General features: G+C 70.3%; 23 protein-coding genes and 4 pseudogenes. 13 read left to right on the top strand and 14 right to left on the bottom strand.

Annotated elements, in window-relative coordinates; genetic code table 11:
* Nucleotides 1-39: 39 nt before the first annotated feature.
* From AC07FK_RS29895 to AC07FK_RS29870, 6 genes are all read right to left on the bottom strand, one after another.
* Nucleotides 40-1326 (bottom strand): transposase, encoded by a 1287-nt coding sequence (locus tag AC07FK_RS29895; protein ID WP_479108081.1) that lies wholly within the window; start codon nucleotides 1324-1326, stop codon nucleotides 40-42.
* A gap of 76 nt (nucleotides 1327-1402) precedes the next feature.
* Nucleotides 1403-1711 carry a winged helix-turn-helix domain-containing protein gene (locus AC07FK_RS29890; RefSeq protein WP_479108059.1) on the bottom strand — a complete coding sequence of 103 codons (309 nt, stop codon included), beginning with the start codon at nucleotides 1709-1711 and terminating at the stop codon, nucleotides 1403-1405.
* Nucleotides 1708-1830 (bottom strand): helix-turn-helix domain-containing protein, encoded by a 123-nt coding sequence (locus tag AC07FK_RS29885; RefSeq protein WP_479108080.1) that lies wholly within the window; start codon nucleotides 1828-1830, stop codon nucleotides 1708-1710. The genes AC07FK_RS29890 and AC07FK_RS29885 overlap by 4 nt, the downstream gene beginning before the upstream one ends.
* A 152-nt stretch (nucleotides 1831-1982) precedes the next feature.
* Nucleotides 1983-2357, bottom strand: a complete 375-nt coding sequence (locus AC07FK_RS29880; protein ID WP_479108058.1) for a DUF6355 family natural product biosynthesis protein — start codon at nucleotides 2355-2357, stop codon at nucleotides 1983-1985.
* Nucleotides 2358-2888: 531 nt separating this feature from the next.
* Nucleotides 2889-3146, bottom strand: a complete 258-nt coding sequence (locus AC07FK_RS29875; protein WP_479108057.1) for a hypothetical protein — start codon at nucleotides 3144-3146, stop codon at nucleotides 2889-2891.
* A 1061-nt stretch (nucleotides 3147-4207) separates the two neighbouring features.
* Nucleotides 4208-4882: a hypothetical protein gene (locus AC07FK_RS29870; protein ID WP_479108056.1), complete on the bottom strand. Its 675-nt coding sequence runs from the start codon at nucleotides 4880-4882 to the stop codon at nucleotides 4208-4210.
* Nucleotides 4883-5455: 573 nt separating this feature from the next.
* On the opposite strand from AC07FK_RS29870, the pseudogene AC07FK_RS29865 reads away from it, so the two are divergent.
* Nucleotides 5456-5614, top strand: a pseudogene (locus AC07FK_RS29865) (IS5-like element IS4811 family transposase); the annotation flags it as partial.
* Nucleotides 5615-5638: 24 nt separating this feature from the next.
* Here AC07FK_RS29865 and AC07FK_RS29860 read toward each other — a convergent pair.
* Nucleotides 5639-6115, bottom strand: a complete 477-nt coding sequence (locus AC07FK_RS29860; RefSeq protein ID WP_479108055.1) for a hypothetical protein — start codon at nucleotides 6113-6115, stop codon at nucleotides 5639-5641.
* A gap of 48 nt (nucleotides 6116-6163) precedes the next feature.
* On the opposite strand from AC07FK_RS29860, the gene AC07FK_RS29855 reads away from it, so the two are divergent.
* Together AC07FK_RS29855 and AC07FK_RS29850 are read left to right on the top strand one after the other, a co-directional pair.
* Entirely contained in the window at nucleotides 6164-6895 is a 732-nt protein-coding gene (locus tag AC07FK_RS29855) for a tryptophan synthase subunit alpha (RefSeq protein ID WP_479108054.1), read from the top strand.
* A gap of 169 nt (nucleotides 6896-7064) precedes the next feature.
* On the top strand, nucleotides 7065-11186 hold the full coding sequence (locus AC07FK_RS29850; protein WP_479108053.1) for a hypothetical protein: 4122 nt from the start codon (nucleotides 7065-7067) through the stop codon (nucleotides 11184-11186).
* A gap of 211 nt (nucleotides 11187-11397) precedes the next feature.
* On the opposite strand, the gene AC07FK_RS29845 is transcribed toward AC07FK_RS29850, so the two are convergent.
* Nucleotides 11398-11619, bottom strand: a complete 222-nt coding sequence (locus AC07FK_RS29845; RefSeq protein WP_479108052.1) for a hypothetical protein — start codon at nucleotides 11617-11619, stop codon at nucleotides 11398-11400.
* 103 nt (nucleotides 11620-11722) lie between these two features.
* On the opposite strand from AC07FK_RS29845, the gene AC07FK_RS29840 reads away from it, so the two are divergent.
* A complete protein-coding gene (locus AC07FK_RS29840) occupies nucleotides 11723-12106 on the top strand; it encodes a helix-turn-helix domain-containing protein (RefSeq protein ID WP_479108051.1) in 384 nt (127 codons plus the stop codon).
* Between the two features lie 195 nt (nucleotides 12107-12301).
* On the opposite strand, the pseudogene AC07FK_RS29835 reads toward AC07FK_RS29840, so the two are convergent.
* A pseudogene (locus AC07FK_RS29835) lies at nucleotides 12302-12595 on the bottom strand (transposase); the annotation flags it as partial.
* An 87-nt stretch (nucleotides 12596-12682) separates the two neighbouring features.
* Nucleotides 12683-14772 (bottom strand): annotated as a pseudogene (locus AC07FK_RS29830) (hypothetical protein).
* A 143-nt stretch (nucleotides 14773-14915) separates the two neighbouring features.
* Here AC07FK_RS29830 and AC07FK_RS29825 point away from each other — a divergent pair.
* Nucleotides 14916-15227 (top strand): hypothetical protein, encoded by a 312-nt coding sequence (locus tag AC07FK_RS29825; protein ID WP_479108050.1) that lies wholly within the window; start codon nucleotides 14916-14918, stop codon nucleotides 15225-15227.
* Between the two features lie 188 nt (nucleotides 15228-15415).
* Here the strand turns inward: AC07FK_RS29825 and AC07FK_RS29820 are convergent, their stop codons facing one another.
* A complete protein-coding gene (locus tag AC07FK_RS29820; protein ID WP_479108049.1) occupies nucleotides 15416-15661 on the bottom strand; it encodes a hypothetical protein in 246 nt (81 codons plus the stop codon).
* Nucleotides 15662-15784: 123 nt separating this feature from the next.
* On the opposite strand from AC07FK_RS29820, the pseudogene AC07FK_RS29815 reads away from it, so the two are divergent.
* Nucleotides 15785-15943 (top strand): annotated as a pseudogene (locus AC07FK_RS29815) (transposase); the annotation flags it as partial.
* Nucleotides 15944-16271: 328 nt separating this feature from the next.
* Here the strand turns inward: AC07FK_RS29815 and AC07FK_RS29810 are convergent.
* Nucleotides 16272-16820 carry a GNAT family N-acetyltransferase gene (locus tag AC07FK_RS29810; protein WP_479108048.1) on the bottom strand — a complete coding sequence of 183 codons (549 nt, stop codon included), beginning with the start codon at nucleotides 16818-16820 and terminating at the stop codon, nucleotides 16272-16274.
* Between the two features lie 184 nt (nucleotides 16821-17004).
* Here AC07FK_RS29810 and AC07FK_RS29805 point away from each other — a divergent pair, with 184 nt between their 5' ends.
* The 4 genes from AC07FK_RS29805 (at nucleotide 17005) to AC07FK_RS29790 (ending at nucleotide 22076) form a co-directional block, all read left to right on the top strand.
* Entirely contained in the window at nucleotides 17005-19938 is a 2934-nt protein-coding gene (locus AC07FK_RS29805; protein ID WP_479108047.1) for a serine/threonine protein kinase, read from the top strand.
* A gap of 443 nt (nucleotides 19939-20381) precedes the next feature.
* Nucleotides 20382-20714, top strand: a complete 333-nt coding sequence (locus AC07FK_RS29800; protein WP_479108046.1) for a hypothetical protein — start codon at nucleotides 20382-20384, stop codon at nucleotides 20712-20714.
* Nucleotides 20715-20742: 28 nt separating this feature from the next.
* Nucleotides 20743-21375, top strand: coding sequence for a hypothetical protein (locus AC07FK_RS29795; RefSeq protein WP_479108045.1), 633 nt, complete (start codon nucleotides 20743-20745; stop codon nucleotides 21373-21375).
* Nucleotides 21376-21812: 437 nt separating this feature from the next.
* Nucleotides 21813-22076, top strand: coding sequence for a hypothetical protein (locus AC07FK_RS29790; protein WP_479108044.1), 264 nt, complete (start codon nucleotides 21813-21815; stop codon nucleotides 22074-22076).
* A gap of 10 nt (nucleotides 22077-22086) precedes the next feature.
* Here the strand turns inward: AC07FK_RS29790 and AC07FK_RS29785 are convergent, their stop codons facing one another.
* Nucleotides 22087-22542: a hypothetical protein gene (locus AC07FK_RS29785; RefSeq protein ID WP_479108043.1), complete on the bottom strand. Its 456-nt coding sequence runs from the start codon at nucleotides 22540-22542 to the stop codon at nucleotides 22087-22089.
* Nucleotides 22543-23059: 517 nt separating this feature from the next.
* Here AC07FK_RS29785 and AC07FK_RS29780 point away from each other — a divergent pair.
* Nucleotides 23060-23368, top strand: coding sequence for a hypothetical protein (locus AC07FK_RS29780; protein ID WP_479108042.1), 309 nt, complete (start codon nucleotides 23060-23062; stop codon nucleotides 23366-23368).
* A 358-nt stretch (nucleotides 23369-23726) separates the two neighbouring features.
* On the top strand, nucleotides 23727-23903 hold the full coding sequence (locus tag AC07FK_RS29775; RefSeq protein ID WP_479108041.1) for a hypothetical protein: 177 nt from the start codon (nucleotides 23727-23729) through the stop codon (nucleotides 23901-23903).
* 780 nt (nucleotides 23904-24683) lie between these two features.
* Here AC07FK_RS29775 and AC07FK_RS29770 read toward each other — a convergent pair.
* On the bottom strand, nucleotides 24684-24833 hold the full coding sequence (locus AC07FK_RS29770) for a hypothetical protein (protein ID WP_479108040.1): 150 nt from the start codon (nucleotides 24831-24833) through the stop codon (nucleotides 24684-24686).
* A gap of 181 nt (nucleotides 24834-25014) precedes the next feature.
* On the opposite strand from AC07FK_RS29770, the gene AC07FK_RS29765 reads away from it, so the two are divergent.
* Nucleotides 25015-26442, top strand: a complete 1428-nt coding sequence (locus AC07FK_RS29765; RefSeq protein WP_479108039.1) for an FG-GAP and VCBS repeat-containing protein — start codon at nucleotides 25015-25017, stop codon at nucleotides 26440-26442.
* Nucleotides 26443-26473: the final 31 nt, after the last annotated feature.

Genomic DNA, 26473 nt, shown 5'->3' with positions numbered 1-26473 from the left:
ACAGGCCGGTCAGCAGGTTGCGGCTGTGCATGACGGCGATCAGGGCGGTACCTGCGGACGCGAGCGGCACGCGCCCGTCGGTGACGAGGAGGAGAAGCGCTGTGTAGACGAGGAGCATGGCGGCGCCGCCGAGGGCGTCGCCGGCCAGTTGGTAGCGGGCGGTGCTGCGGCCTGTGCTCGGCGTGGACCTCCAGGCGCCTGGCGATGTCGCCGAACTGGGCCAGCAGCCAGGTACTCATGGTGTTGGCCCGCACGTCGAGGGCGGTTGGCCGGCCGGAGGCGTAGTACATCAGCGTGTGGCGCAGCCTGCGGTCGGAGAGGGTGTGCTGCTCCGAGCGGTGTGCGGCGCGGGCGGCGTAGATGGCCGCCGCGCCGCGGGGGACGACGGCGAGGACCAGGAGCGGCACCAGGGCGGGGTGCAAGGCGGCCATGATTCCGGCGGCGGCAAGGATTCCGAGAACGGCGGCCGCTACGGTTGCCAGGGACTCGACCATCGACGAACTCACTGGGGGCCAGACCGGGAGGCTGGCTGAGGCAGTAGAGAGCCAGAGGGGCATTCGCTTTCGAACGGACCCAGATCGCGTGAGGCTTTGCGAGGAGATCCGTCAGAAGGTGCGCGGGCGATCGTAAGCGCAGTGGCAGGTCCACGCGGTGCTGAGACCGAACGACGGTGCGGACCGGCTCATCGACGGCCCGGCGCTCACTGAATTTCCCCATTTCGTTGAGAACCGGACCGAGTGGGGCGATGAACATCCCTGGTCGCTTTCTCCCCAGGCCCGCTCTCACTCCCCACTTGGTTGCGGACTTACAGTAAGCAGTCTTGCGTAAGTCGTGTGCTGTTGTTCGGATTTGTGTGTTGCGGTGGGTGAGGGCTTGGTCGACGGTGGCCTGCAGTTCTTCGATCCACGGGTAGGCGCGGATCGGTATGTCCTCGTACTTCACCGACCGCCACACTCGTTCGATCTTGTTCAGCTCGGGGCTGTAGGGCGGCAGGTAGAAGAGGGTCACGCCGTGGGCCTCCAGAAGCGACCGGGCGTTCTTCATCACGCGTCTGACGTGGGCGGATGCGTTGTCGAGTACGACGGTGCGGGGTCTGGTCGGCCTGCCGGGCGGCAGGCCGGCGGTAAGACCGTCACGGCCTGCTGGTAGTCCGGCGACCTGAGTGCAGAGGAAGTCCAGCAAAACCTCGGCTGTGATCTTGCCGGTGGTTGTGTGGAAGGGCAACTGTGGGTTGGGGCCGTCAACACGCAGGGCTCCGAGGGCGTTGACCCGGCGTCCGCAGATTCCTTCTTGGTAGACAACGGCACGGGTGCCGAGCCTGGCCAGGTGTATCCGGTGGGCAGGGTCGGCGAGAAGCCGGCCTCGTCCAGGTAGTAGAGGGCCAGCTCGCCTGCTTCGGCCCTCAGCCGTACAGCCGCAGGCCCTCCAGCTGATCCTTTGCGATCCGCTGGAGGGCTTCGTCGGCCTTGTGCCGCATGGTGGTAGGGGTGCGTTTGTACCGGAACCCGTCCCGTCTGAGAAGCACGGGCAGCCGGGCAGAGTGAACTTCGACTCCGCGCTCGCGCTCAAGCCACGCCGCGAGCCGGGGCAGTGTCCAGGACGGGCCGCCATCTTCGGCGGCCTCGTCGAGCATCTCCTCCATCGCGTCCAGATCCGCCCGGGTGACTTTCACAGGCCGCCCGGAACGGGGTGCGTCGGCCAGTGCCGTCAAACACCGGCAGTGAAGCGGTGCAGGGCCCGCCGCACGGTGACGGGGTGGACCGACAGGATCCCAGCGACCTCGGGCACCGTCCGGCCTTGCCCTGACAGTCGCACACACTCCCCTCGCATCCGAGTGTGCCGCGGCAGGTCCCGTCGCCGCAGCAGTCCCTCGACATCACTCTTTTGATCCGGCGTAAGCTCAAGTATCAGCGGTTTCGGCACGGCGGCCCCCCTCCCACCAGCCGGTATGCCCAACCTCCACCCGACTTACACAAGACCGCTTAGCGGCACAACCTGCCGGTGTACCAGGCGTTTCGGTACTCGAAAGCCCAACCCAGCACGGTTTCGCCGGGCCCGACACACTTGTTCGTGTCAATGCCTGCGACGAGATCCATTCGAATCTGAATACGAGACCCGTCCGTAGTGCAGTGGTTGTACCAGGCCCTGCCACCGGACTTGGAGAATCCACACGGCTTGGCCATGACCTGTCCACTGGTCTGCGTTGTCGCACTGGCGAACCCGACCGTCGGCATCAAGGCCAGGGCCGTCACGCCGACCAGCGCCGCCCAACGGGTGTTGCCCCGTGCAACACCGGCGTACTTCTCTGTGGAGTGCCGCATCTTCATCCCCTCGTCGTGTCTGACCGGAACCACCATGCTGCACACCTCCGGCCGTCAGACCAGCTTTCTCACCAAATGAGAAGCATCCGCTGCACGAGGCGGAATCCCGTCGGCTCACGGGCCCGCGTCGTAGGGGCCCTGCTCCCGACCCTCCCTCTCACAGGCCGACCGAGCGTGCGCTTTCTCGCAATTCTCTGCCCAGCCGGGCTTCCCGGGGGACACTATGAAGGTGTGACTTAAAGGCAACGCTAGGAGCGCAGCAGTGAGGCGTGGATGCGGGCGATGGCCCGCATCACCTCGTCGTATGGGCCTACAACCTGGCACTCCCGGACCTGATCAGACGATTCGTACAAGCATCGCTGCGTCAGGAGAGCCTCTGGAACGACCATGGGAGACGCCCTTGGCGCGAAAGGGCTCTGGTCGCGAAGCAGCTGGACTGGTCCAGGGCGGTGATCGACTCCAGGCGTCCAACGCCTTTGTTCGGGCCTCTATGGAGTACGCCCGACGATGGCGCTAGAACCCTGAAGGGAGACTCCGGACGAGCGGACGGCCTCACTTTCAGCCCAGTTACTCGAGAAGGTCTGTCCAGAAGTCGGATTCGTCCACATAAATGTCCTCGCCGATCATTCGCTCACGGAGACCGCTGACGGCGGCCTCACGTACGCCGTCGTCCGCCGAGCCCAGGGCGCTGCTCGACTCGGCGATCAGTCCAAGGAGCACGGCCAGGTTCGGCAGGGATTCGGCGGCCGGCCCCTGCCACCCGTCGCCGTGATCCCAGCCGTTGGGGTCGTAGTGGGTGATGCCCCCGTCTGCGGCGTCGAGCATCAGGTGCTGGTCGCCCCACAGAGCCAAAGGGAATGCGAAATTCTTGGGCGGTGAGTGGTCGTCGGCGTAGCGGCGCCCATTCCTTGTCCGCCAAGTGCCGCGAGTCGAGCCCTACGGCGTCAAGGTGAACGGCGGGAAAGCCGACTGTGAGCAGGAACTCCCGCGACCGGGCATCGGTCAGTTCAGCCGGCAGCTGGCCCTCGGCCGGCCGCCAGAGCGCTCCTTTGCCCAGACGTTCCTCCAGCCACTGCCCGCTTGGTATTAGCGGCATATCGTCGCTCTTCACTGCACGGCCCCCATGAATTGTGCGCCGCTCGGTCTTCGGCGACGACAGTCAACCGTACCTGCGCCCAGCGACGCGGACCGAGAAGCCTGCCAGGGCTCGTTTGCTGCACACATGCGGGTGGCCACTGGCGAGGTGGGGAGAGCGCAAGTGCCAGGCACCGCCGCAGATCGCGTCCCTACGGCCGTCGGTGCCTCAGACGATGTAGTCGCGGTCGGAGGTTGTTGAGGAGGGCAGGCGCGCACGACGCGAAGGCGCTGCGATGCTCGCTTACAGGCGCCTGCCCAGGGCACGTCCACGCGATATCCGCTGTGCGAACCGGCAGGTCAGCGCCCGTATGTGCGACGCTGACCTTCCTCCTCGTAGTACTCCTCCTCAGAGTCCTGCTGGATGTTCCGATCGGCCGGTGGGGCAACGAACAGGTCCGTGTATTGCGGCCTCGGGGACAGCGGAGCGCGGCCTTGCGGTCGTGATTGCGGCGGTACGGTGCGGAGCTGATCGGGCTGGGTCTGTGTCATGGCAATTTCCTTCTACGACATGGTCAAGGTGACGTCGGCGGAGAGTTAGTTCGTGGCACGGCTTCTGGGGGCAGCCGTCCAATACCGGTACATTGCAGCGCGCTCAGGCGGGGTGAAGACGGTGCTCGGCTTGTCGTGAGTTGGCAGAAGCGTTGGTGCACCGAGGGGTCTTATCGACCTACAGTCCCTCACGCAGTCTGCTGCCCGGCGGTGTTGCCCGGACGACTCAACTTGGAGAACATCCAAACATCGTGCGGTGTTCAGCTGCCGGCGTTGGCTAGGCTCCGCATGATGGTCATCAGTTCGTCGGGCGGAGAGATGCTCATCGTCCGGCTGTCAGGGTCGAAGACCGTGATTGAGGTCAAAGAGCCAGCCCGCCACCAGAATACCCGCGGGGAGATACGGCCGGGGCCGTCCTCGTAGGCACCCTGTCCGAACTGCGCCAGAGCGTTGACGGCCTCGCCCACATGGTTGTCCGCGAGCGGGTAGAACACGAGGTTGTGCCGGTTCGGAACAGTGAGCAGCACTCCCTCAGTGGGGAGCTCCGGGCCGCCGGCGGCGCGCACTGCCTCTTCGAGGATGAGGATTTTGCTGGCCGCGAACACCGACTCCGGGTGGCCGAGGATGTGCAGGAGTGCGCCCCCGGGAAGGTCAATGGTGTCGTAGTTGACCGGCTCGCTGAGCAAGTTGGCGCGCGCCGCCGCCTCGAGGGTGTCCCATTCGACCAGAGCCACATCGTGGTCGGTGAGAACTCGGACGCTGTCCGGGGTGTCGAGGACGATACCTGCCAAAAGGTCCGTAGCCACCTGGCGCAGATAGGTGAACTGCCCGCGCGCTTCCAGGGGTATCGACTCATCGGCGACAAGGCGCAGGTAGACATTCCGCATGGGGTCCGAGGCGGCGGTGGGGCTGGTCTGGGGTGACTGATCGGTCATGCGGGGCTCCTACGGGTGTGCGTGGACGGCTGGGCTCGAGTGGGCGTTGATGTGCCCGCGCTGGTGCGCGTCTCTTTGATCAAACTCTAGGTGCGGTGTGTGACCTAGTTGGTTGACCGAGTTACCCGGGCATGAGTTGTTGCGGGAACGTGGCCAGCAGCTCTGGCGGGTGTTCGCGGGTGAGGTTGTGACCGGCGGCTGGCTGCGGCGGACCAGGCCATCGACAACGACTGACGTCTCACTGCCAGGGCGCTCGAGAGCTCTGGTCGGCTGTCGCGAAGCGCTGCTCTGTCGGCTTCAGTCCTTCGTAGAGGCAGGCGCAGTACTCCTCCACGAACCGTTCCTCTGAGCACCCCCAGAGGGCGTGGTCCACTCGGCGGTGTGCTGAACGGGCCGGGCGAAGCAGTGCCGCTGCCGGCGGCGGATCGGCATGTGGTGGGAAGAGGCGGGCGAGGGCTCCGACGTCGATCAGGAAACGGACGCTACATGAGGGCCTGGAGACGGCTCTGGTCCGCCTGACGGAGCCTGCTCGTCAGGGGGCAGTGAGCTGACGGCTTCTTCTTGGGATAGGCGGTGCTGCCCCGCCGCCCGGTCGTCGAACGCAGCCTTGCGTGGATGATGCAGGCCCGCCGCCGTTCAAGGGGCTATCAACGGCTCATCCAACAAACCGAGACGCTGATCGTCGGGTACATCACCCTCATGACCCGTCGGTTGTCCTGGCAAGGCGCCACTCCCAACTGACCAAGGAAGACCCAGTTACGACGGCCAGACGACCGCGCCGTCACGCACCACCAGCAGCTCGGGCTGGCCCCCTTCATAGAACCGGGTCCATCCCAGGTTGACGCTGCCATCGGGGCCTCGGTGAGAATCGCCAGCCTTGCTCGCGAGCCAGGCGAGGAGTTCGCCAGTGCGCTCGAAGTCGTCGGGGTGGATCTCCTGCCGGCTGGTCAGAGCCCAGGCATTCCGCCGGGTGTCCTGCTTTCGCAACAGGACCGAGACAAGTGCGCCGTCCACCTTGGACGCCTCGCTGTGACGGCCCAGAAGCGGCTGAGGATGGTCCTCGACGATAGGTTCCCCGTGATCACCCTCCACCACAAACGAAAACTCGGTCACGATTCGTAGGACCTTCGGCTGAGGGCCGAGCCCGAGGTGCCATTGGAGCTCGGCGAGTTCCTCCTCCGACAATTCGTCCCGAAGGTCCAGCGTGAGTATGAGTTCGAAGATGTCAGCCATAGCCGACACGCTAGTGTTCACGTCTGACAGGCCGACCCTCGCCAGCTGATGGACCTCCCCACGTGGAGGGGCCGCGTTCTTCAGCCGCAGCGGCGCAGGTCTGCTCGAGATTGGCGTCCCTTCGGTGATCCATGGCTCGACGGCCCCTCCATTTTCGATGCTCATGAGGTAGCGCTGCTTGGTGGAGACGGCGTCGAAACCGCTCTAGAGACCGTTCGGCTGGTGACAGCGGCGACGGACCGAACCGTCTTTTGCATGGCGTACTGGCACACGGTTTGCCGCTTCGGGCCGGAACGCTTTGCCCGCGAGATCGCGGCTGCGGGTGCGACTGGGTGTCTGATTGCCGACGTGCCCAGCCCGTCCCGCGCATGGTGGGCGGCTGTCGCATCCGACGCGGGCACCGCTGCGCCGCTTCTCGCTGACCGCGCCGCCGAGGCCGTCGAGATTCAGGCGATCAGCCGGGCCGCCACTGGATTCGTCTACGCACCGGCGGTGCACGGGCAGCGGACCGGCTGCTCCGCAGGGCTCGATCTGCACACTCTGGACGACTTCGTCGGAAGGATCCGGTGCGCAGCACCCACTGCATCGGTTCTATCAGCCATTGGCATCTCCACTCCCGCTCTCGCACGCCGCGTGGTGGATCAGTGCCATGTCGACGGAGTGGTGATCGGCTCACCGCTGGTGCGGATGCTTGGCGAAGGCGGAGTGACTCAGGCGGGCGCGTTGGCGAAGGGGTTTGCCGACTCGCTTCACTCCGTTGTGCCGGGGGTGGCGGCATGAGGGCGGGATTCGGCTCAGTGGCGTGCCCGGGCGCGCCACGAGACCCAGCACTCGCAGCTGGTTGCTAGGCAGAGGCGCGAAGCTGGCACGACCCGGGCAGCCCAACGACCCCTGATGCCACAGAATCCCCCCGAATCCGCTGTCAGAACCGCCTGGCAAGATCACACGTATGACCAGCAACACCGGAACTCCCGTCCCGCTCCCAGCCAATCACCGCATCTCGGAGACGTACGCCGACTGGGCACGTACTCAGGGGCCAGGCGTCGAAACCGACGCCCGCGACATGCTGGAACGGGCGGGCAGCAGCCGGCACCGGGCCTGGGAGAAGCCCGGCCGGTTCGTGGACGACGCGGAGCGCCTGGCCCGGGGCCTGCCGGCCGCCCACCTGCCCTGGTTCTGGGACACCATCGGTCATTGGATGCTGGAGACACACCGCCGCTCCGCCGCGCGCGCCTACGCGCAGGCGCGCGCCGCCGAGCGCACCCACGCTCTGCCGGTCGATCCCGACTGGCGGCGGGCGAATCAGCTGCTGTTCGCCCGGTTCGGCGCCCTGCCCGCCAGTGAGCTCAGCTGTGCGGCGGCCTGGTTGGCCGGTGTCCTCGAACCGGTCGACGCGCACAGTGAGTTCGTCCGTCTGCTGAGCGCCTGGGCGGCGTCCCCTGGCGAGCTTCCCGCCGATCTGGCCCGCCGGGTCCGGGACTCGGCTCGTGCGGCCGGGCACGGCAGCGAGGAGGAGGCCCGGGTGCTGGGCGGGGTGCTGGCCGCGGCCCGCGGCAAGGCCATACCCGACCGGCTGCTCGACGCGGCAGCCGGCCCGCTCGGCGACCACCCGCCCGCCGACGAGCAGGCCACCGCCCTCCTCGACCTGTTTCCCGAGTCGAAGAACGACGCGGCTGCCTGGCTGCGGCTGCTCATCGCGTGCGGTGCCGCCGACGCGGCCGCGGCCGGGCGGATCACCCCGGAGGGCGGCCTCAGCGACTGGCTGCGCCGGTACGCGGCCGGATACTCGCACCGCACGGTCGGCGGCGGTGGGGTGACCCGCCAGCCCATGCCCGCGGAACTCTTCGACCTGGTGAGCCGGTTCGCCCCGCTGCTGCGCGCGCACGGCACCCCGGTCCGGCTGCACGAGGACCGCTACCAGTGGCCGCATCTGGACGCCGACCTCCTCGACCTCTGCCTCGCCGAGGGCATCCCCGTCCACGACCCCGGTGCTGCGATCAGCCTCGAGTTCTGGGGTGAGCACTCCCAGCGCGACCTCAAGGCACTCGCCGCCGACCCGGTGTTCGGCCCCCGGCTGGAAGGCACCGTGCACGCCGGGCTCCGCACCCGTGGCGGCACTGCGATCAGCGGCACTGCCATCAGCCGGCTCCCGCACAACCCAGGCATCACCGCCGAGGTGCACGCCCGCGTCGAGAAGCTGCTCGACGCCCTGCGCGGCGGGGGCCTCGCCGCCGCCGACGAGGCCGTCGACGAGCTGCACGATCTCCTCGACCGGCCCACCGCCATCGCCCTGGACGGCATCGAGGAGGCCCTCGACGCACTCGACCTCACCGGCCCGCTGGCCCGCGCCCTGCGGGCCGGGCTCCCCGAGGAGCTGGGCTGGCCCGCACTGGACCAGGCCCTCGCCGCGTTCCGGCCCGACGAAACCGTGCACGTCACCTGCACCTGGCCGGTGCTCACCGTCTACGGGGAGACCCGCGCCTTCGCCGTCGATCACTCCGGGCTGCGCGCGGAGCACACCCTGGAACTGCCCGACGGCGCACTCGGCCACACCGTGCACTGGGTCGGCGGCCAGTTCCTCGTCGCCTGGAACGAGCAGCACCAGGAGAACTCTTCCAACACCGCCTACTGGTCCGACCACCCCAGCGAGAAGTTCGAACCGGAGCAGACGTACGGGCTGCGCCCCTACGGCGGCAGCATCCAGGGCGGCCTCGGCTACCAGTTCGAAACCCCGGACGGGGGCGGCCGGTTCGACGGCGAGCGCGTGCTGCGGGCCGGGGGCCGTGAGGGCATCGGCGCCCGCGACTACCAGATGACCGACGGCCACGTCTTCTGGAGCGCCACGGTGTTCAGCGAGGGGCGCGGCGGCTGGGCCCGCATCGACCCGGCCACCGGTGTTCCCACCGCCGACCGCACTCTGCCCGCCTTCCATGACCCCGACCGGTCCCTGCCCGGCACGAAGCCTTTCCCCGACCACCGGATCCTCGCCGCGCTGCCACCCGGTGCCCCGCCCTCCTCGCTCGGCCAGGACGGTACACTCACCGGTTGCCGGGTCGACTACCGCACGCCGTACGCGGGTCCCTCGCCCCGTGAGTTCGTGCTGGAGTCCATCGACGGCCGTACCGCCTCCTACCGCAGCAACACCTGGGGCCGTCGCCCGTGGGGAATCCTTGCCCTGCCGATCGGAGGTGAGGACGCCGTCCTGGCCGGCGGGACCACCATCCGCTGCCACTCCGCTGCCGACAACTCGCTGCTCTGGCAGGTCCAGGGCTTCCCCGGCAGCCGCGACAGGTCCCGGAGCCGCGCCACTCTGGGCGAACTGGCCGGGCCGGTTCCGCCGCCTGCCTTCTGGCACTTCCTCACCCCGCGCGACGAGCCCTCGTCCCGTGTCCTGCGAACGGTCACGGACAGTGCGGTGCGCGAGCTGTTGCACCAGGGCACCAGGAGCGCCGTGTCCGGAGTGAGCGACCCGCGGGTCCGGGAGGGCGTCGAGCGCGCCGTCCGGCTCGCCGCCGACGTGCTGCGCCGCCGCCAGGAGCTGTCCCACCGGGTCGCCGTCATGCGGGCCGGGCCGGTCGTCGACCTGCCCGACCCTGCGCCGGACAACCGGCTCGTCCCGGCCCTCCACGGCCTGCTGCCCCAGTTCCGCGGCTACGAAGAAGGGCAGCCGCAGCTACAGCCCGCCCTCCTCACCTCGGTCGCCGCCGACGGCCGGTACCTGCGCGGTGAGATCGACGACGAGGTGCGGGTGCTCGCCCTGCCCGCGCCGCCCTCCGAGTGGGCGGTGCTGACCGGCCGGATCGATGCCGTGGCCTGGCGGAGCGTCGTCGCGGCCACCCCCGACGAGCAGCGACAGGCGCTCGCGGCCCTGCTCGGCGTGTGGAGCCGGCAGCCGTTCGCGGAGGCCGGCAGCTCCTGGCGGACCGGCCGGGCCCCGGAGCAGCGGATCGCCGAACTGCGCGCGGACGGTTTCCCCGTGGCCTCAGGCCCGGAGCGCAGCGGCCTCGCCCCCTTCCTCCAGCGAGCAACCGATCCGGAACCCGACGATGCCGAAGAGTGCGCCACGCACACCATCGCCGCCGATGACACCACCCGGCTCCCCCGCCTGCTGGCCCTGCTCGCCGGACAGGGCCCGCTGCCGGTGCCCGAGGAGGCTGTGGACCTGTTCCGCTGGCGCACCGGGGTGGCGCGCCCGATCGCCGCCCTGGTCCTCGACGGATTCGCGGGCAGCGACGACTACGGTGCGCACCGCAAGCTGGTCCGCGCCAAGCCGTACAAGGCGGACCAGAACACCCTCTACGCGTACGACGAGTTCCGGCGGCGGCTCGGTCCGGTCGGCCGGCGCACCGTGCTCGCCGCCGCTCTGCCCGGCGACCCGGCGGAGCTCTGGGCCCCTGGCGGGATGACCGCGGCCGCGGAACGCATGGCCGTGGCCTGGGCCCAGCTGCTCGGCAGTGCCCCGTACACCGATGACGGCAGCCATGCCGTTGCCCTCGCCGCGGACCACGGACTCCCGGAGATCTGGGCCACGGCCCTGCTCACCGGCCGCCTCGAGAAGCCTCTGGAGGCCGACGGCATGCAGGCCGCCGCCACCGCTGTCGCCTGGGCTCTCGCCGAGCGCCCGGTAGAAGACCCTGCGGCGCAGGGTGCCCGCGTCCTGCTCGGCAGGCTCACGGACCTGCCCGCTGATCTGCTCACCGCTCTGCGCAGGCTGGCGGACCGGTCCGCCGCCACCCCCGTTCCGCCAGGCCAGTACGAGACCAACCCGCTGTTCAGCGTCTCGGACCTGGTGGACGAGGTGGCGGCGGCTCTCGGTGTCAGCCGTGACGCGGCCGCCCTCCAGCTCCAGCTGCACGCTTTCGACCGCCCGGCCGACCGCACCGTCCGCCGCTGGAACTCCTGGTCCATCGATCATCACCGCGCCGTCCGCAAGGAGCTGACCGCCGCCAAGGCCCCGCGCCCCAAACCCGCCGCCCCGGCAGAAGCCCCCGCTGCGGTCCCGGCACCCGCGCACGAGCGGTTCACCCGAGCTTGGGCGGACAGCGCGGCACGGCCAGAAACGAAGGCGTGATGCTGCTGCACGCCTCACGCAAATACGGCTCCTAGGCCTGGGACCTGGACGAGGGCGCAGCGCGGCTCCTCACCGGGCGAGAGGGTGAGAGGTCGGCTCAGCTCTGTGGTCGCCAACAACCTGACCCTCTCTGGCCGCCGCGCCCTCGCTTTCACACCCGGCGCAGCATCGAACGCAGCGTCGAACGCCTTCCTTGCCTGGGACGCCTGCCTCACGTACGACGGCTGGACAGTACACAGTCTTGAGCCTCCAGCCGTCGCGTACCCCTGTCGCCGGCGCGCGAGAGCGCGAATGCGTCGATCACCTCGTTGCGCAACCACGCATCCGCAGAACGCTCCAGCCCGCTCGCCTCGGCCCACAGCGCCAGCCGTCCGGTGTCGTGCAGCAACCGTTCCACGTCATAGGGCACCGCACTCACCGTGGCGGCGACCACGGATCGCACCAGGGGGGTGCGATCTCCGCCCAGAGGGGCGGCGCTTCCCGGGGCCGGTATCGAGTGATCTTCGCGGACGTGACGGGATCAAGGATCACGGTCCATGCATACCGGCTGGACAAGCAGCCATTCCACGGCTGATCAACTTCAACAGACAAGGTGGTGCGCGCATGGTCGGCGGACGCGCCCGCGCACGCTCCCCCGGCAGTTCACCCAGGATCCGGAAACCTGGCCCGAGCAGACCAGCACGGACCCGGCCGCCGAAGCGGTCCGCCAGATCGCCCGGAGCCTCGCCACCGCCCTCGCCGACCACGGGCTGAGCCTGCGGACGGCCGCGGCCGGCTCCGGAGTCAACCGCCAGGCCATCGCCGATCTGCTCGCCGGCCGGTCCTGGCCCGACGTGGCCACCGTCGCTCGCCTGGCCTACTTCACCGGCACCACGCTGTGGCCGGGCAACACCGATATCGAACAGAAGAGAACGCATTGAGCCTCGATCCGTGCCCGGAAACGCCAAACAGCGAACGGGCATAACGAACTTCGTGGCTCCGGACGCCGAGCGGAGAGAGCCTCTACTACGCTCGGACATGCGGAAGCCACCCTCACCTGGGCGGTCACGCTATCCGGCACCGCAGAGCTGAACCCTCGGCGGTGCCACCCTCAATACCGCGCACTCGCGGTCTCGCTAAGGTCGGGCAGGCTCGCGATAGCGGAGCAGTGTCGTCGGCCCCAGCCCGCCATAGACGGGCTGATACGGCTCGGCCGCGGCAGGGCGGGCGATCTCCTTAGGGTCGACCGCCATGACGTAGGACCAGTCGCGTTCTTCCAGCGCGAGGCGCAAGGAGACGCTGCGGCCATAACCGGCGTCCGCCACGATCACCGGCACCGCAAGACCCTGCTCGGCGAGCCCGTCGAGCACTTTGAGGGCCAGACGGGTCTTGGACACATACCCGACCTCGTCCGGGACGCCGGCCCGCTGCCGCCGGCTGTCCGTTCCACCTCCCCCAACTTCACAACCAGAAGCGGCCCCTCACCTGGCAAGACCACACGACGTAACGAAGCACTACTAGGGCTTGGGGGTGTCCTGCTGGGCGAGCCAGGCCAGGGCCTTCGCGCGGTCCGCCTCGGTCGGTGCGGGGCTCACCTGGTCCGGATAGCGGATGAGGTAGTGCTCGCGGGCGACGCTCAGGCCGACGGCACGGGCCTCAGGGGAGAGGCCGGGGTACTCGGCGACCTCCTGGGCGCGCCGCCACCAGCACACGCTTCTCGGGTCGACGGCGTAGTGCCACAGCGGCTGTTCGGGGTCCGCCACGCCGATCAGCACCCTGCGCAGCTCGTACTCGCGGATGTCCGGGTTGCCAATCAGCCGGTCGGCGACGAGCAGCGGGTGCTCCCCGTCGAGGCGGGCCCGGACCAGCACCCAGGTCATCAGCTGTCCCACGTCGTGGGCGGGCGAGGTGACGAAGTCCCACAGTTCGGCGGCCTTGGCCTCGGAGGGGGCGCCGAGGTGGGTGAGGAGCCGCAGTTCGTCCTTCCACAGCGGCCGGGCCGCGTTCCACCAGGAGACCAGTTTCCCCGCGGCCGGGTGGTCCAGGTCGAGGGCGAGACAAGTCAGGGTGACGAGCGGGTGGCGCCATTCGGTGTACGTGGTCCGGTACTTCTTGGTGAGGTCCTTCAGCCGGCGCGGCAGCAGGGCCTCGACGTCGGACGCGGTGGCCAGACCGTGGGCGACGAGGAGTTCGAGGCAGAACCCGAGCCCCTGCAGGCCGGTCGTCGGGTCGGCCACCCGGTCCCGCAGCCAGCGCACGTCGACGTCGGTGAGAGTCCGGTACCGGTGCCACACGTCGGCGAGCTTGGTCTCGGAGCCGGTGAGTTCGGGGCCTGTACCGGACAGGAGTCCGTCCCTGGCGGCCTCGTAACGGTCCACGGCGGCCAGTATGTCGGCGGTGCCGACCCCGTCGAGGTCGGTCTGGCCGGGCCGGAGCGCCTCCTCCCGGATGTGCTCCACCTGTTCGCGGGCCGCGTCCGCTGCGAGGACGCGCAGCACCCGCGGCAGTCTGTCGTCGGTGGCGAAGCGGACCGCCGCGATCCCGGCGTACGACCGGCCGGCGTGGTAGCCCGCCCCCGTCTCCCGGCGCCAGTCGGCGGTGACGGCCTCGACCAGCGCGCCGTACAGCCCGTGCATCGACGTCTCCGGCACGTCGTGCGCGGCCAGTTCCGCCGCGAGGCCGCCGCGGCCCGTACCGCGTCGGGCTCGCGGAGCGACCGGTGCAGCGCGAGCCAGGCGTGCACCGGGGCACGATGGCCCGCGAGCGCGGTCTCCCGCACGACGGCCAGGCCCCGCTCCGACGGCATGCGGGACACGACGGCGGCCACCCGGGGGTCGCCGACGCCGAGGGCGTCGACCGTCCCCCACGCCTCCGCGTGGCCGTGGCGCAGCAGCGCGTGGAGCAGCTCCGCCCAGGCGCCCCACGCCGTGAGCCGCCCTTCGTACTCCGCACGCCAGGCGCGCAGCAGCCGCTCCGTCTCGTCGGGCGTGAGCCCGTCCCTGCGCTCCAGCGAGACCGCGAACCGGGTCGCTGCGGCGAGGTCCTGGGGGTCGTCCAGCCGTTCGTGGAGCCAGGCGGCCTCGACCGGGGACAAAGGCCGGTACCGGAGCGGGGAAACGCTGCGGTCCACCGGCTCGTCGAGCGCGTCGAGGAACTGCCGTACGCCGTCAGGGTCAGCGGGATCGGGCAGTCCCGCCTCGTCCCGGTCGGTGATCCGGTCCAGCCGGAAGGCGCCCTCAGGACCGCCGTCCACGACCCGGAAACCGGTCGGCCCCTCACCGAGCCCGGCGGTGACGGTGGCGTGGTCGCCGCCCCAGTGCAGCAGCAGTTCGCCCTTCAGTGCGCTGGAACGGCCGAAGGCCCGCCCGTGGGACTGCCAGTGCCAGTACGCGAAGGAGACGGGGCCGGTGAGCCCGCGCTCCGCGAGGACCTCGGCGGCGTCCTCGTGGCCGTCGGACTGCGTGTAGCGGCCCCGGTTCGGAGGCGGGAGCACGAGGAACCCGTCACCGCCGAGCCCCTGCCACCAGGCCGTGATCAGGGCGAGGTCCGAGGGCCGTCCGCGCGCCGCCCGGCGGCGGGCGGCGGGGGCGCCGGCGGCGTCGTTCACGTGCTGCTCCCTTGGTTCTCCGGGGTCTTCTCCGGGATCCGTCGAGGACGGCTCTCCCGCCTCGGGAACCACCGTGCCACAGGGGTCTGACACGCCCTCTCCGCCGGGGGGCAGGGAGCGGTGAGCCGCCCTACGATCGCCGTATGACCCCTCGCCGCGCTTCGTCCGGTTCGCGCCTGTCCCTCTGGTCGCGCGACTCGTTCCTGTCCGTCGGATCGGTCGGGTCTACGCTCTCGATCGGCTCCGTCGGCTCGTTCCTCTCCGTCGGCTCCGTGGGCTCCGCGCTCTCCGTCGGCTCGGTGGGCTCCTGGGCGAGCGCCGGTTCGCTGCTCTCGGCCCGGTCCTGCTGGTCGGTCCTCTCCTGGCGCTCGCGCCGCGGGGTACTGGCGGCGGGGGTGGCCCTCGCGGTGGCAGGCTCGACGGCCCTGGCAGCAGGGGTACGAAACCACCGCTGACCAGCGGCTCGACACGAGTGGCTCCCGCGAACGGCCCTAGGGTCTTTCGTTTGGATCAGGCCGGATCAGGGAGCGGGGTCTGGGTGCCGTGCCTCGCAAGGCGGAGGAGGGCGCCATGGCAACCGACGACAACGCGGCGAGGTGCGGTGCTAGGGCCCGCGAGCCCGGCATGATCCAAACGAGAGGCCCTAGCCGTTGGGGAAGAGCCGGTCGACCGCTTCCCTGATCCCCGAAATGACGTTACCGGCGACTTGGGGGCCGTTACCGGCGAGCCTGGTCAGGTAGTCCAAGCCTTCGTGTGCGAGCTGGTTTTCCTCGCTTGAGAGCCCGGAGCCCGTAGGCGTGGTCACGGGGTCTGCGTGTGCTGTGGCAGATGTGGACAGCGCGGCCCCTGCAAGGGCGAGGGCGGCGAGTACGCGCTTGGTGTTGTTCATGCCCTGCGAACGATCTTGGTCCGGCGGGGTCACGCTCCCAGGGTACGAGCTTGGGGTCGCTCGTACCGGGGCAGGTAGCGGTGACTCTGCGAAGCCGAGATGGTTGGTGCCTTCTTGTAGGGCACAGCCCACGGCTCCGGCCTGGGCCGCACCCGCTGGGTCGTCGAGCGAACCTTCGCCTGGCTCCACCAGTTCAAACGCCTCCGCATCCGCTACGAGATACGCGCCGACCTCCACCTCGCACTGCTCCAACTCGCCTGCAGCATCATCTGCTTGAAATGACTCCGAACCTCATTCTGAAACGATCAGTTATACGTCTCGCATGGACCAGCAAACGCTTCTGGACGGCCTTTACAACCTGTGCCAGGTGGTCCCCAGTGAGAGCCCGATGACCAGGACCGGGGCGTCTCCTTTCCCGTCAACGCGGTATTGCAGAGTGTTCGGAAGTGTCTCGCTCACCCGCCAGACCCTCTCATCTCTCGGGATCTCTCACATCGCCGGGTCGAAACCTGGGGGCTCCTGCCCACCGCGACCGTGGCCTTCACGGGGCGGGCGGGTCCGTCGAGCGCACGCCGCGTGCTGCCGCTGCTGGAGCCGTACCCTCCCGGAGCTATGCGGCCTGGATCGCGTCGGCCGGGACCTCGAAGACGAACTCGAGTCCGTCGTGCTCGTTCCCCCGCTCGCCGACACGCGTGAAACCGAAGCCCGCCAGGGTGGCCAGGGACGCCTGGTTGTCGGATCTGACGGTGGCCCGCACCGTCCTGACACCGGGTTCGGCGGCGGCCCTGACGAGCAGCGCCCTCAGCATGGCCCGGGCATAGCCCCGACGGCGGTACGCGGTCACCACGGTGTAGCCGACCTCGACCGTGCCGGTGTCGTCCGGCGGCCCGTGGAATCCGGCGTCGCCGACGACGGTGCCGTCCGGCTCGGACACCGTGGCCCGCGTGATCCAGGCCGCGGCGGACGGGTCCCGGGCGAGCTGGTCGGCGCGGTAGGCGAAGATCCAGCGGGCCCGGTCGGAGACGAAGTGTTCGTCGAGGGCGACCCCGGCCTCGGTGCTGCCACCGGCGAGATCGCCCTCGGCGAGTGCCCGCAACGCCTTCGCGCTGAGCGGGACGAAGCGGACGCGTTGGGGGAGGGAGAGAAGTTCGTTGTTCATCGGGGGGAGATGTTCGCCCAGCGCCAGGGGGTCGTCCACCGCTTTACGGCCCGGCCTCGGCGGCCACGATGCCCGTCCCGGTCGCCCGCGCGCCGCCATCCCGTGCCGAGCGGCCCTGGCCGGGGGACGCCCGGTCGTAGGATCGGGCCCCGTGACGGGGGGACTGGCGTGATGGGGGAATCCGATGCGGCCGCCGCTGCCCGGCGACCCCCGGCGGCTGGGTCGTTGGGAGCTGTGCGGGCGGCTCAGCGAGGGCGGCGTGGGGATCGTCCACCTGGGGCGCTGCGGGCGCCGGCTGGCGGCGGTCAAGACGCTGCGGGCGGACCTGGCGGGCGACGCGCACTTCGAGGCCCGCTTCCGGCGGGAGGCCCAGGCCGCGCGGGCTGCGCGCAGCCGCTATGTGGCGGCGGTGCTTGACCTGGGCCTCGACGGGCCGGTGCCGTGGTTCGCGGCCGAGTTCGTGGCCGGGCCGACGCTGGAGGCGTGCGTCGAGGGGCGCGGCCCGTTGCCGGAGGCGGGCGTGCGGGCCCTGGGCGGGATGCTGGCGCCGGCGCTGACAGCCCTGCACCGCGCGGGGGTGGTGCACCGGGACCTGAAGCCGTCGAACGTGCTGCTGACGACCGACGGGCTCCGGGTCGTCGACTTCGGCATCGCGCGACGCCTGGACGCCACCTCGCTGACGCGCACCGGCCAACTGCCGGGCTCGGACGGCTACATGTCCCCCGAGCAGGTGCTGGGCCGGGACCTGGGGCCGCCCTTCGACATCTTCGTCCTGGGAGTACTGACCACGGCCACGGTGCCCCACCGCGGCGCGTGGCATCCCCGCGATCCGCCGGATTCGTCGACCGCGGAGGGCGGCCGGTGCCAGGATGCCGGTATGACGGTCATCATCAAGGGGGCCAACGCCCCTCTGCCCGAGGGCCCGTTCCGCATCGCCGTGGCCCGCGAGGACCGGCCGGGTACCCCCATGGTGGCCGCCACGGCGGTGCTGCTGGACGCGGCGGGCCGGGTCCGCGGTGAAGCCGACGTGGTCCGGGGGGACCGGCCGTCGCACCCCTCGGGCGCCGTACGGCACCTGGGCGGGGCGGCGGAGGGCGGGCTCCTCGTTCAGCGGCTGGAGGTGGACGAGGATGCGGTGGAACCAGCCGTACAGCGGGTGCTGATCGTCGTCCTCGCCGTCGGCGGGACGTTCGGCGCGGTCGCCGGGCTCTCCGTGGAGGTGGCCGGCGGCGACGGCCCGCCGGTGGCGCGGTACGAGGTCACGGACGCCGGCGGGGAGACCGCGCTGGTGCTCGGCGAGTGCTATCGCCGTAACGGGGCCTGGCGCTTCCGCGCCGTGGGCCAGGGCTACAGCGCCGGACCGGCCGCGCTCGCCGCCGACTACGGCATCCCCCCGGAGGCCCTGCCGGCCGCGCCGGTGCAGGGCCCCGCGATGACTGAGGTCCACAAGGAGGCCGCCCCGCCCCCGGGCGCGATCCCGGCCCCGACCATGCGCCTGACCGCGAGCGACGCCGTCCCGGGCGGGGCCACGGCGGCGGCCGATCCCGGCCGGGCCCAGGCCGGGGGTCGCAAGGAGGCAGGCGGGAGCGTGGCCGCGACTGGGGCCCAGCTGACAGCCCAGGCGGCGTCCCTGGCAGCCTCGCTGGCGAAGATGCTGGACCCGACGGCCGGGTCGGAGCAGGGGTCGGTGCCCGTCCCGGCGAGCGAGGTGTTCCACGAGGCGCACGGCGAAGGAGACCAGGTCCTCTCCTTCGGCCGGCCGGCCTCGAAGGGCCCGCTGATCATCGAGATGTCGGTGGCCGGCGACGGACGCTTCACCGTCGCCGCCCTCGACGGCGAGGACGCGCAGGACCACATCCTCCTCGACACCACCGCCCCGGTCCGGGAGGCCCGGGTCCTGGCCGTCGGCGGTAAGCGCGCCTTGCGGCTGCGCGTCGAGGCGGCGGGCGCCTGGACCCTGCGCGTGCTGTCGCTCGGCGCCGCCCGCCGGCTGGACGGCACCGTCTCCGGCACCGGCCCGGACGTACTCCTGCACGACGGCCCGGCCGCCGACCTGACCCTGCGCCACCACGGGCAGCGGTCCGCCCGCTTCGAGGCGGCCACGGCCCCGCTCGACCGCGTGGAGCCGGCGCGGCGAAAGCCGCTGGCCGACGACGACGGCCAGGTCGAGGCCACCCACCCGACCCCGGCCGGGCCGCTGCTGGTGCTCGTGTCGGCGGAGGCCGGCTGGACCGCCGAGCTGACGCCCGCGCCGGGACACCACCGCACTCCGGAGGAGGCCGAGCGGGCCCGCGCCCGGTCCCTGGCCACCGGCGTCTACGAGGGGCGCGGCACGCTGGAGCTGACCGTGGTGAACCCCGAGCCCGGCAGGCCGGCGGTGGTGGAGTTCGAGCGGACCCGGGGGCCCGAGCGGCACAGCTGGTTCTGGATCTGGCGGCTCGACGAGAAGGGCGAGGTGGACCAGCTGAGCATCTTCTCCACCACCAGGGACGCGCGGGGACAGCTGCTGGTGTTCGCAAAGGGCGAGCCCGAGGTGCGGATGAGGGTCAAGGGCTCCGGCGACTGGCGGCTCCGGGTCCGTCCGCTCGACACGGTGGAGCCCCTGGGCAAGAGCGCCAAGGGGCGGGGACAGGCCGTGCTGCGCTACGCGGGCCCGCCCGCGCTGATCAGGGCGACGTGCGAGGGCTCCGAGGAGACCGACAGCTATGTGCACACCGTCCAGCCGGACGGCACCAGCGACAGGGTCGGGATGATCGGCACCCGCCGGCCGATGACCGGCCCACTCGCCGTGGGACCCGAGGGCTGGTGCCATGTGGTCGTGAAGCTGGACCACGCAGCCTCGTGGAAGCTGGAGGTGCTGCCCCTGGCCGACGCCCGCGAGGTGAAGCGAAAGCTGTCCGGCCACGGCTGGGAGCTGGTGAAGATGACCGACTCCGCCGCGAAGGTGGAGGTACGGGTCGACCCCGGGGCCGAGACCGACACCATAGTGCTGGCCACCATGGACGCGAACCTGCGCCCCGAACGCCAACTGTGCGCGGGGCCCGGGGCCTATCCGGTCCCGTCCGGCCTGATCGGGGTCCGCACCGCCGAAAAATGGAGCTTGAAGGTTCGCCGCTGACCTTTCGGAACGATGCGGCCCGGGACCCCGGTTACCCCGCTGCGGCGTCCGATGGACCACTCCGACAAGAGGACCCCGCATGATCTCTCTCGCCACCGCGCAACGCTCCCTCGCCGACCCGGCCGTCCGCCACCCGCTGTGGCCGCCCCTCACGGAAGGCTGTCCGGTGACGTCGACCGAGGAGGTCGCGTACCCGCACGCGCCTTCATCCAGTGGTACCGGGACCCGGACCGCGATCCGAAGGCGCTGCCGAAGCTGTTCGAGGGCTGGGAAGCCGAGACCATGCACGCCCACGGGTGGGCCCGCGCCCCGCAGCCGGAGGCCCCGCTCAGCCCACCGGCCAACCTGCGGCTCATACCGAGAGGGGAAGGCTGACCAGGGTCCCGGACGCGACCTGTCCGATTGCCGCTCCCTCGCCCCTTGTTGTGGGAGACGATGCACCTGTGACTCATTGGAATGCCTCATCACGGGCGCTTGAGGCCAGGCGGCGTCGGCGCGTCGCGCAGCTCGGTGACGCAGCCGCCCAGTGGGGCAAGACGGTGCCGGAAGACCCTGGCATCACGGAACTGGCCGACCTTCTTCAAGAGGTCGCTGACGTTTTCGCGCATCCGGATGAAGCCCGGCGCAGGGTGCGAACAGAGCTGACTGCTGTGGTGGAGGACCTGAGGGCGGCCGCCCGGCTCGGCGGCTTGCTGCCGGTCGTGACCCTGTGGCATCTGCACCGTGCCGTGGAGCAGGAACGTGCCGCGCGTGAACGCCTGACCCTCGTCGTGTAAGCGACAGCACGAGATCAGACGCTGCGCCGTGGCGGCCGACGAACCCCATGCCCCTCTCGTCAGCGATGGCGGGGCCCGGCGACGCCCCCACGATGTGACGATGCGAAATACCAAGGCCTTCAAGGATTCGGTCGCGCAGACGCTCGCCGAACTGGCAACGCGCGGTGTGACCCTTGGACCCGCGACGGTGGCGGACACCATCGAGCACAGCATGAGCACCGTGGCGGAACAGCTCGGCATCCAGGTGCGCTCTGCCTGGCGGTACTTCGACGCCGCAGCGCTCGCCGAACGTCTCGCGCAAGCTGATCGCGACGTCCGGGACAGCGGCGACCCGGAACAGATCGGGCAGGCCCCTCTTCCGCCGCTGGACAATCCGGAGCTGGCGCTGATCCTCGCCGGCGTGCCGGACGCCCTGGCCCGCAGCGGCGGCGACCTGTACGCCGTCGTCCTCAACGTCGCGGTGAACGCCTGGATGGCCGGCCACATCCACGGCGAAGACGGCTGCGACGGCTGTGAAGGCAGCCGCGACGCCAGAGGCCACGACTGGCAGGCCCGCATGCGCATGATCTCCGAACTGCAGCCGAACATCACCAAGTGGTTCGACCGGGACGTCTGGACCGCCGCACTCAACGACAGCGGGTTCACCGTCACCCACCGCTGACGAACCCCCGCCCCCCTTCGGGGCACTGGCCCCTCACGTTCTGGCACCCGTCCTCAGACACGCTGACCCCACCCCGGCCTGTCAGTGGCTCGTGCGACCCTGTTCGGGCCCGGCGGCGCGCCTCATCACCTCGAAGCCGATGCCGCCGCCGGGCGCATCACCAGAGCCGCGCGCGGTGCGCGCGCTGGTGCGCGCCCATGCGCCGCCCGCCACGGCAGGCTGGTGCGCGTGGTGCGCGCCGCGTGCCGGACGCCGGGTTCTACGATCCGCGCGTGGGACAGACCCCGGTACAGAAGGCCGCGAAGGCGGCACGCGGGTAACAGCCGAAGAAGCGGCCCGGCAAGGCGCAGCGTGAGGCGATCAAGCGGGCGCAGGCAGCGGAGAAGAAGGCGGACGGCGGGAAGCCGACCGCGAAGAAGGCGGCGGCGAAGAAGGCGGTGCCGCCGCCGCGCGGATCGACCCGGGCCGCGTACGGCGGCAGCTGCCCGGCCTGCTTCAAGGGTTACGCCAAGGGCGACGTCATCACGAAGGGGCCCGAGGGCTGGGGGCACCCCGGCTGCGCGCCCCGAAGGCTGTCGGCGTCCGAGCGGGAGTTCGCCCGCAACAAGGCCCGGATTGAGGCCGGCGAGACGTTCCGCGGCCAGAAGCCCTCGGACTGGCGGCTCGGCTCCTCGCCCTCCAACACGCGACCCGCCCGGTGAGGACCGCGGGTTACGTTGGGGCCGCGCCTTTTTGCTGTGTGGAGGCTCTCAGCCGGACGTAGTGGTCGTTGACCTCGGGCACCTCGCTGTAGAGAACGGCGCGGGCGACACCGAGAGCCTTCGCGACGCTGGTGATCGTCTGCTTGGGGTCGGAGAGGAGATCTCGCGCCTGCCCTACCTGTTCATCCGTCATCCTTCGTGGCGGGACGAGCGCGACGGGGTTTCCCTCCTCATCCCGTTGGATGTATGGGTGCCGCCTTCCTGTTGTCACCTCCATGGCAGCGGCCTGCGCCAAGTCCATGTCGACTTCCCCGCGCAGCCCATCAGTGAAGGCGCGAAAAGCGTCGTCCGCGTCGATCAGCTCCTCCAGTCCCACCTCCTTGTTGTCAGCCGTCACGCCGTAGGCGTCCTGGGACCGGTTGAGTCGAATGCACACCGCGATGGCTTCCCGCAGGGTCTTCTCCACGCCCCGTCAACGTGATGCCAGGCAGGGGTCACGAAGCGCTGCGCAGTCTGGGGGTGGGGCCCACCGAAGCGGAGATGAAGAGGAGCGAGGACCTGTTCGGCCGCCGCCGATAGCCCTGGCCGGTGCTCCGGCCGGAAGTTTGCCGTCCGGCCGGACAGGCGGCCCGGCCGGACAGGCGGCCCGGCCGGACGCGAGGATGAGAGCCGCGAACGACGATGCGAAGGGGGAGACGCCATGGGACTGGCGCGGAAGAGCTGTGCGGTGGCCACCTCGTTCACGGTGGAGGAGCACCGGCACCTCGCCGATCTGGAGTACGGCACCAACATGCTGGACGACTTCACTTGATGCGACCTGCAGACCGGACACGACGGCGAGTGGCATTACGCCCTGGCGCAGACCTCGGGCGAGGACGAATGGTGGCTGCGTTGGCGGCCGGGTACCGCGAGCTGATCATCCTGCCGGGCTGCACCGTGCGCGACACCGAAAGCACTCCGTCCGATCCGGAGCCGTGTCTGCTGTGCGCCGACCACACCGGCCCGCACACCTCGAGTTCGACTACAGGATCCGGCGGGACGGGCAGGGCCTACTCCACCGCGCCCTGACGGTAGGGGATCTCCGCAAGGCGACGGCAGACCTGGACGACGACACAGCCATCCGCATTGGCGCGGTCACCACCGGCGTCCTCGCAGACGTCGACTTCGAGGTGCTGCTCCAGTCGGTGTCGGAAGGCGCCCTGCCGTACACATCCGCCGGCGGACAGGTGGATCTAACCCTGGTCCTGCTCATCGGTCTCAACTCCATGCACCCCAGCGCCGAGAAGGGCTGACCGAGTCGGCCGACGGCACGGTGACCAATGACCTGTCCGGCTGAGACGTGCAGGGACCGGTCACGCCACTGACGTGCGGTTTGACCCACAGCGGGGCACGGATCGGTCACGCCGGTGGCGGTGACCGGTCACGCGTCGGGCAAGCCCAAGGCTTACCTGGCAAGCTCACCGGACAGCAGGCTTGGCCGGGCCTGACCGGCGGTCGCCTGGTCGCAGTCCCCGACGCCCGACCGCCTGAGTGCGACCCCCAGGGGTCTCCGACGACGGTTGCTCCCCGCGGCATCGCGGGCAAGCCCAAGGGGAGCCTGGGCAAGCCGCCCAGTCTGCAAACAGCGGCCAGGTCATCAGGGTGGGAGATGTGGGCAAGTCGCTGCGCATCGAACAAGTTATGGTCCAACCCGACTACTTGGGCCTCCACGGGCGGGCCCACGTCCAGAACAAGGGTTGGCTGAAGCCTTGCACCGGCTTCCAGATCCTCCTCGGCACCACGGGCGAGGCTCTGAACCTGGAAGCCGTCGAGATGCGGATCGAGTAGCAGAGCCCTACCAGCCTTCCGGAGACTGACACGCTGCGCGAAAGGCAGCGCGGCTCTGAGGTATGGGAATGCACGGCGAGGCCCTCACCGGGCAGCGGTGAGGGCCTTCACTGTCGCGCCGCCCCGCTGGTGCCGGTCGCGCGCTCTGTGTTCCGTAGACACGAGCGGGGAAGCCGCGTCCACTGACAGGCCGGGCGGGGTTCGACTCGGGCGGGGTTCGACTCTGTCGGGGGAGCCGTGCCGGCGCCCCCGAATGGCACGGTTTACTGACTGGGACGCGAGCGAGGAAGAGATCGACCGGCGGGACCATCGGCTGATCCCTGATCCCTGATCCCTGATCCCTGCCCCCTGACCCGCTCCGCACGTCGAGCCTGCCCCGCACCGAGGGTAGAGCTCGGGACTCTGCCGTCGGCACCCGGTGATCTCCCGCCCTGTCACCTCCGAAGTGGCCTCTGCCCTGGCCACATGCTTCGGCCCCGACGACTGCTACGGCGTCGCCTGGACGCTCGTGCAGTTGATCGAGATGGCTCCCGGCCCAGTGCCACAGCTGGCGGATCCGGGTCCAGAAGTCCGACTGGGCCGAGGTTCTGGGCACGATGGGGGCGGCGAACACCCCACGGCTTGACGGCTTAACTGCATGGGCTGTCTTCTCCGCGCGGTACCCGGGGGGAACAGGGCGACGGTGGGAGAACCGGGGCAAGCCGCCCTGAACGGCGGCTTGCCCATCACCCAACTGGCTGGGCACCGCTGAGTGCGGCAGGGGCTCAGTCGAGACCCACGTCACCTTCGACATCGGCCAGGGGCAGAGGGGGCGGAGGCGCAGAAGGCCGCACCTTCGTCCGGGGTGCGGAGTTCCTGGGCGATCTCGTTGACGACCCGCTCGGTCTCGCGCCGGAAGGAGCGGTTGTCCTTGCTGCTCGTTTCGGTCATCTGTTGATCATTCCCTGGCTCCGCTCCGGAGCAGTGGCGTGTGCGTGGGCGCTCGGGAGTTGAACGGCCGTCGTACTCGATGGAATGTCCGTATCTCGTAACGGGGCTTCTGTGGTGTACAACCTTCACTCGAGGTGGTCTGTCTCCCGTTGCGTCACACACGTTTCGTACAGGAGGCACAGTGCCCCGCCGCACTCTCACCGCCGCGATCGCCGTCACCGCGCTCGCGACCCCCCTCGCGCTCTTCGCCACCTCCCACACGGCGTCGGCCGCGCCCGTGCCGCCCCGCACGCCGATGACCGATTTCGACCACGACGGGCACGCCGACCTCGCGGTCGCGGCGCCGCTCGGTACTGTCGGCGGTGTGGAGAAGGCCGGTTACATCTCGGTCGTGTACGGCACCGCCTCCGGGCCCGGTACGGCGCGTCACCAGATGATCAGCCGGGCCACGCCCGGTGTTCCCGGCGACCTCCAGGGCACCTACGCCTTCGGTGTCCAGATGCTCCCGGGTGACCTCGACGGCGACTCGTACACCGACCTGCTCGTGCCGAGCGGCGGCGACGGCATCGAGGCGACCGTGCTCTGGGGCTCCAAAGACGGCCTTACCGGCCAGAACACCGTTCTGCCGTACCGGTACTCCGAGTTCGCCCTCGGGGACTTCAACGGCGACGGCAAGCGCGACCTCGTCGTGAACTCCGACCCGAGCGAGGACCCGGACGTCTCCGGGATGACGATCCACTATGGCCCGTTCACCCGCGACGGCAAGACCCGCACCCAGGACAGCATCACCACGAGCGACGGCCCGACGGGGCTGCGCTCCTTCATCACTGGTGACCTCACGGGCGACGGTGTCGACGACATCGTCACCACGCACGGCTTCGAGGAGATGCAGCACGAGGCCCGTTTCTGGAAGGGGTCGCGGACCGGAGTCGGCCACACCTCGAAGGCCCTCGGCACGGCGTACAGCGGCACCGTCGGCGATGTCGACGGCGACGGCTACGGCGACCTGATCACCCGCGACATCGGCTCCGTCACCGAGGAGATCGACTCCGCCCCGGGCAGTATCACCATCCAGTACGGCACCTCCACCGGGCCGAGCAACACGGGCAAGAAGGTCATCACCCAGGCCACCGCGGGGGTTCCCGGGGCGAGCGAGGCGAACGACGCCTTCGGCGCGTCCCTCAGCGCCGGTGACGTGAACGGCGACGGCAGGGCGGAGGTCGCGGTCGGCGTTCCCGGCGAGAGCCTGGAGGCCGCCACCGCTACCGGCGCGGTGATCCTGCTCAAGGGCGCGTCCAAGGCTGCCGGCGGCATGACCGGCAAGGGCGCGATCGCCTACAACCAGTCCACCGCGGGCGTGCCCGGCGTCTCCGAGTCAGGCGACGACTTCGGCCGCCAGGTCCGCCTTTCCGACCTGAACAAGGACGGCAAGGCTGACCTGACCGCAACGGCCCCCGGTGAGGACGGTGCCCTCGCCGACTCGGGCGCCCTGTGGAACCTCTACGGCACCGCGAGCGGCCTGACCACGACAGGCGCCGGCACGCTCAGCCCCGTCAAGCTCGGCGCCCCCGAGAAGGACGCCAAGTTCGGCCACACGCTCGGCGGCTGACCTCCCTCTCTCGCCTGCTGTTCTTTTCCTG

This window comes from Streptomyces sp. NPDC046122 (genome assembly GCF_056429965.1).
Note: the sequence above shows the minus strand (reverse complement) of the source record. Positions and strands in the feature narration are given on the sequence as shown.

Bases quoted from the DNA above. Each gene is read 5' to 3' on its own strand.
- AC07FK_RS29885 (WP_479108080.1), bottom strand. From the start codon at position 1,830: ATGCGAGGGGAGTGTGTGCGACTGTCAGGGCAAGGCCGGACGGTGCCC.
- AC07FK_RS29880 (WP_479108058.1), bottom strand. From the start codon at position 2,357: ATGGTGGTTCCGGTCAGACACGACGAGGGGATGAAGATGCGGCACTCC.
- AC07FK_RS29875 (WP_479108057.1), bottom strand. From the start codon at position 3,146: ATGCTCGACGCCGCAGACGGGGGCATCACCCACTACGACCCCAACGGC.
- AC07FK_RS29870 (WP_479108056.1), bottom strand. From the start codon at position 4,882: ATGACCGATCAGTCACCCCAGACCAGCCCCACCGCCGCCTCGGACCCC.
- AC07FK_RS29860 (WP_479108055.1), bottom strand. From the start codon at position 6,115: ATGGCTGACATCTTCGAACTCATACTCACGCTGGACCTTCGGGACGAA.
- AC07FK_RS29855 (WP_479108054.1), top strand. From the start codon at position 6,164: ATGGACCTCCCCACGTGGAGGGGCCGCGTTCTTCAGCCGCAGCGGCGC.
- AC07FK_RS29850 (WP_479108053.1), top strand. From the start codon at position 7,065: ATGACCAGCAACACCGGAACTCCCGTCCCGCTCCCAGCCAATCACCGC.
- AC07FK_RS29840 (WP_479108051.1), top strand. From the start codon at position 11,723: ATGCATACCGGCTGGACAAGCAGCCATTCCACGGCTGATCAACTTCAA.
- AC07FK_RS29825 (WP_479108050.1), top strand. From the start codon at position 14,916: ATGACCCCTCGCCGCGCTTCGTCCGGTTCGCGCCTGTCCCTCTGGTCG.
- AC07FK_RS29820 (WP_479108049.1), bottom strand. From the start codon at position 15,661: ATGAACAACACCAAGCGCGTACTCGCCGCCCTCGCCCTTGCAGGGGCC.
- AC07FK_RS29810 (WP_479108048.1), bottom strand. From the start codon at position 16,820: ATGAACAACGAACTTCTCTCCCTCCCCCAACGCGTCCGCTTCGTCCCG.
- AC07FK_RS29805 (WP_479108047.1), top strand. From the start codon at position 17,005: ATGCGGCCGCCGCTGCCCGGCGACCCCCGGCGGCTGGGTCGTTGGGAG.
- AC07FK_RS29770 (WP_479108040.1), bottom strand. From the start codon at position 24,833: ATGACCGAAACGAGCAGCAAGGACAACCGCTCCTTCCGGCGCGAGACC.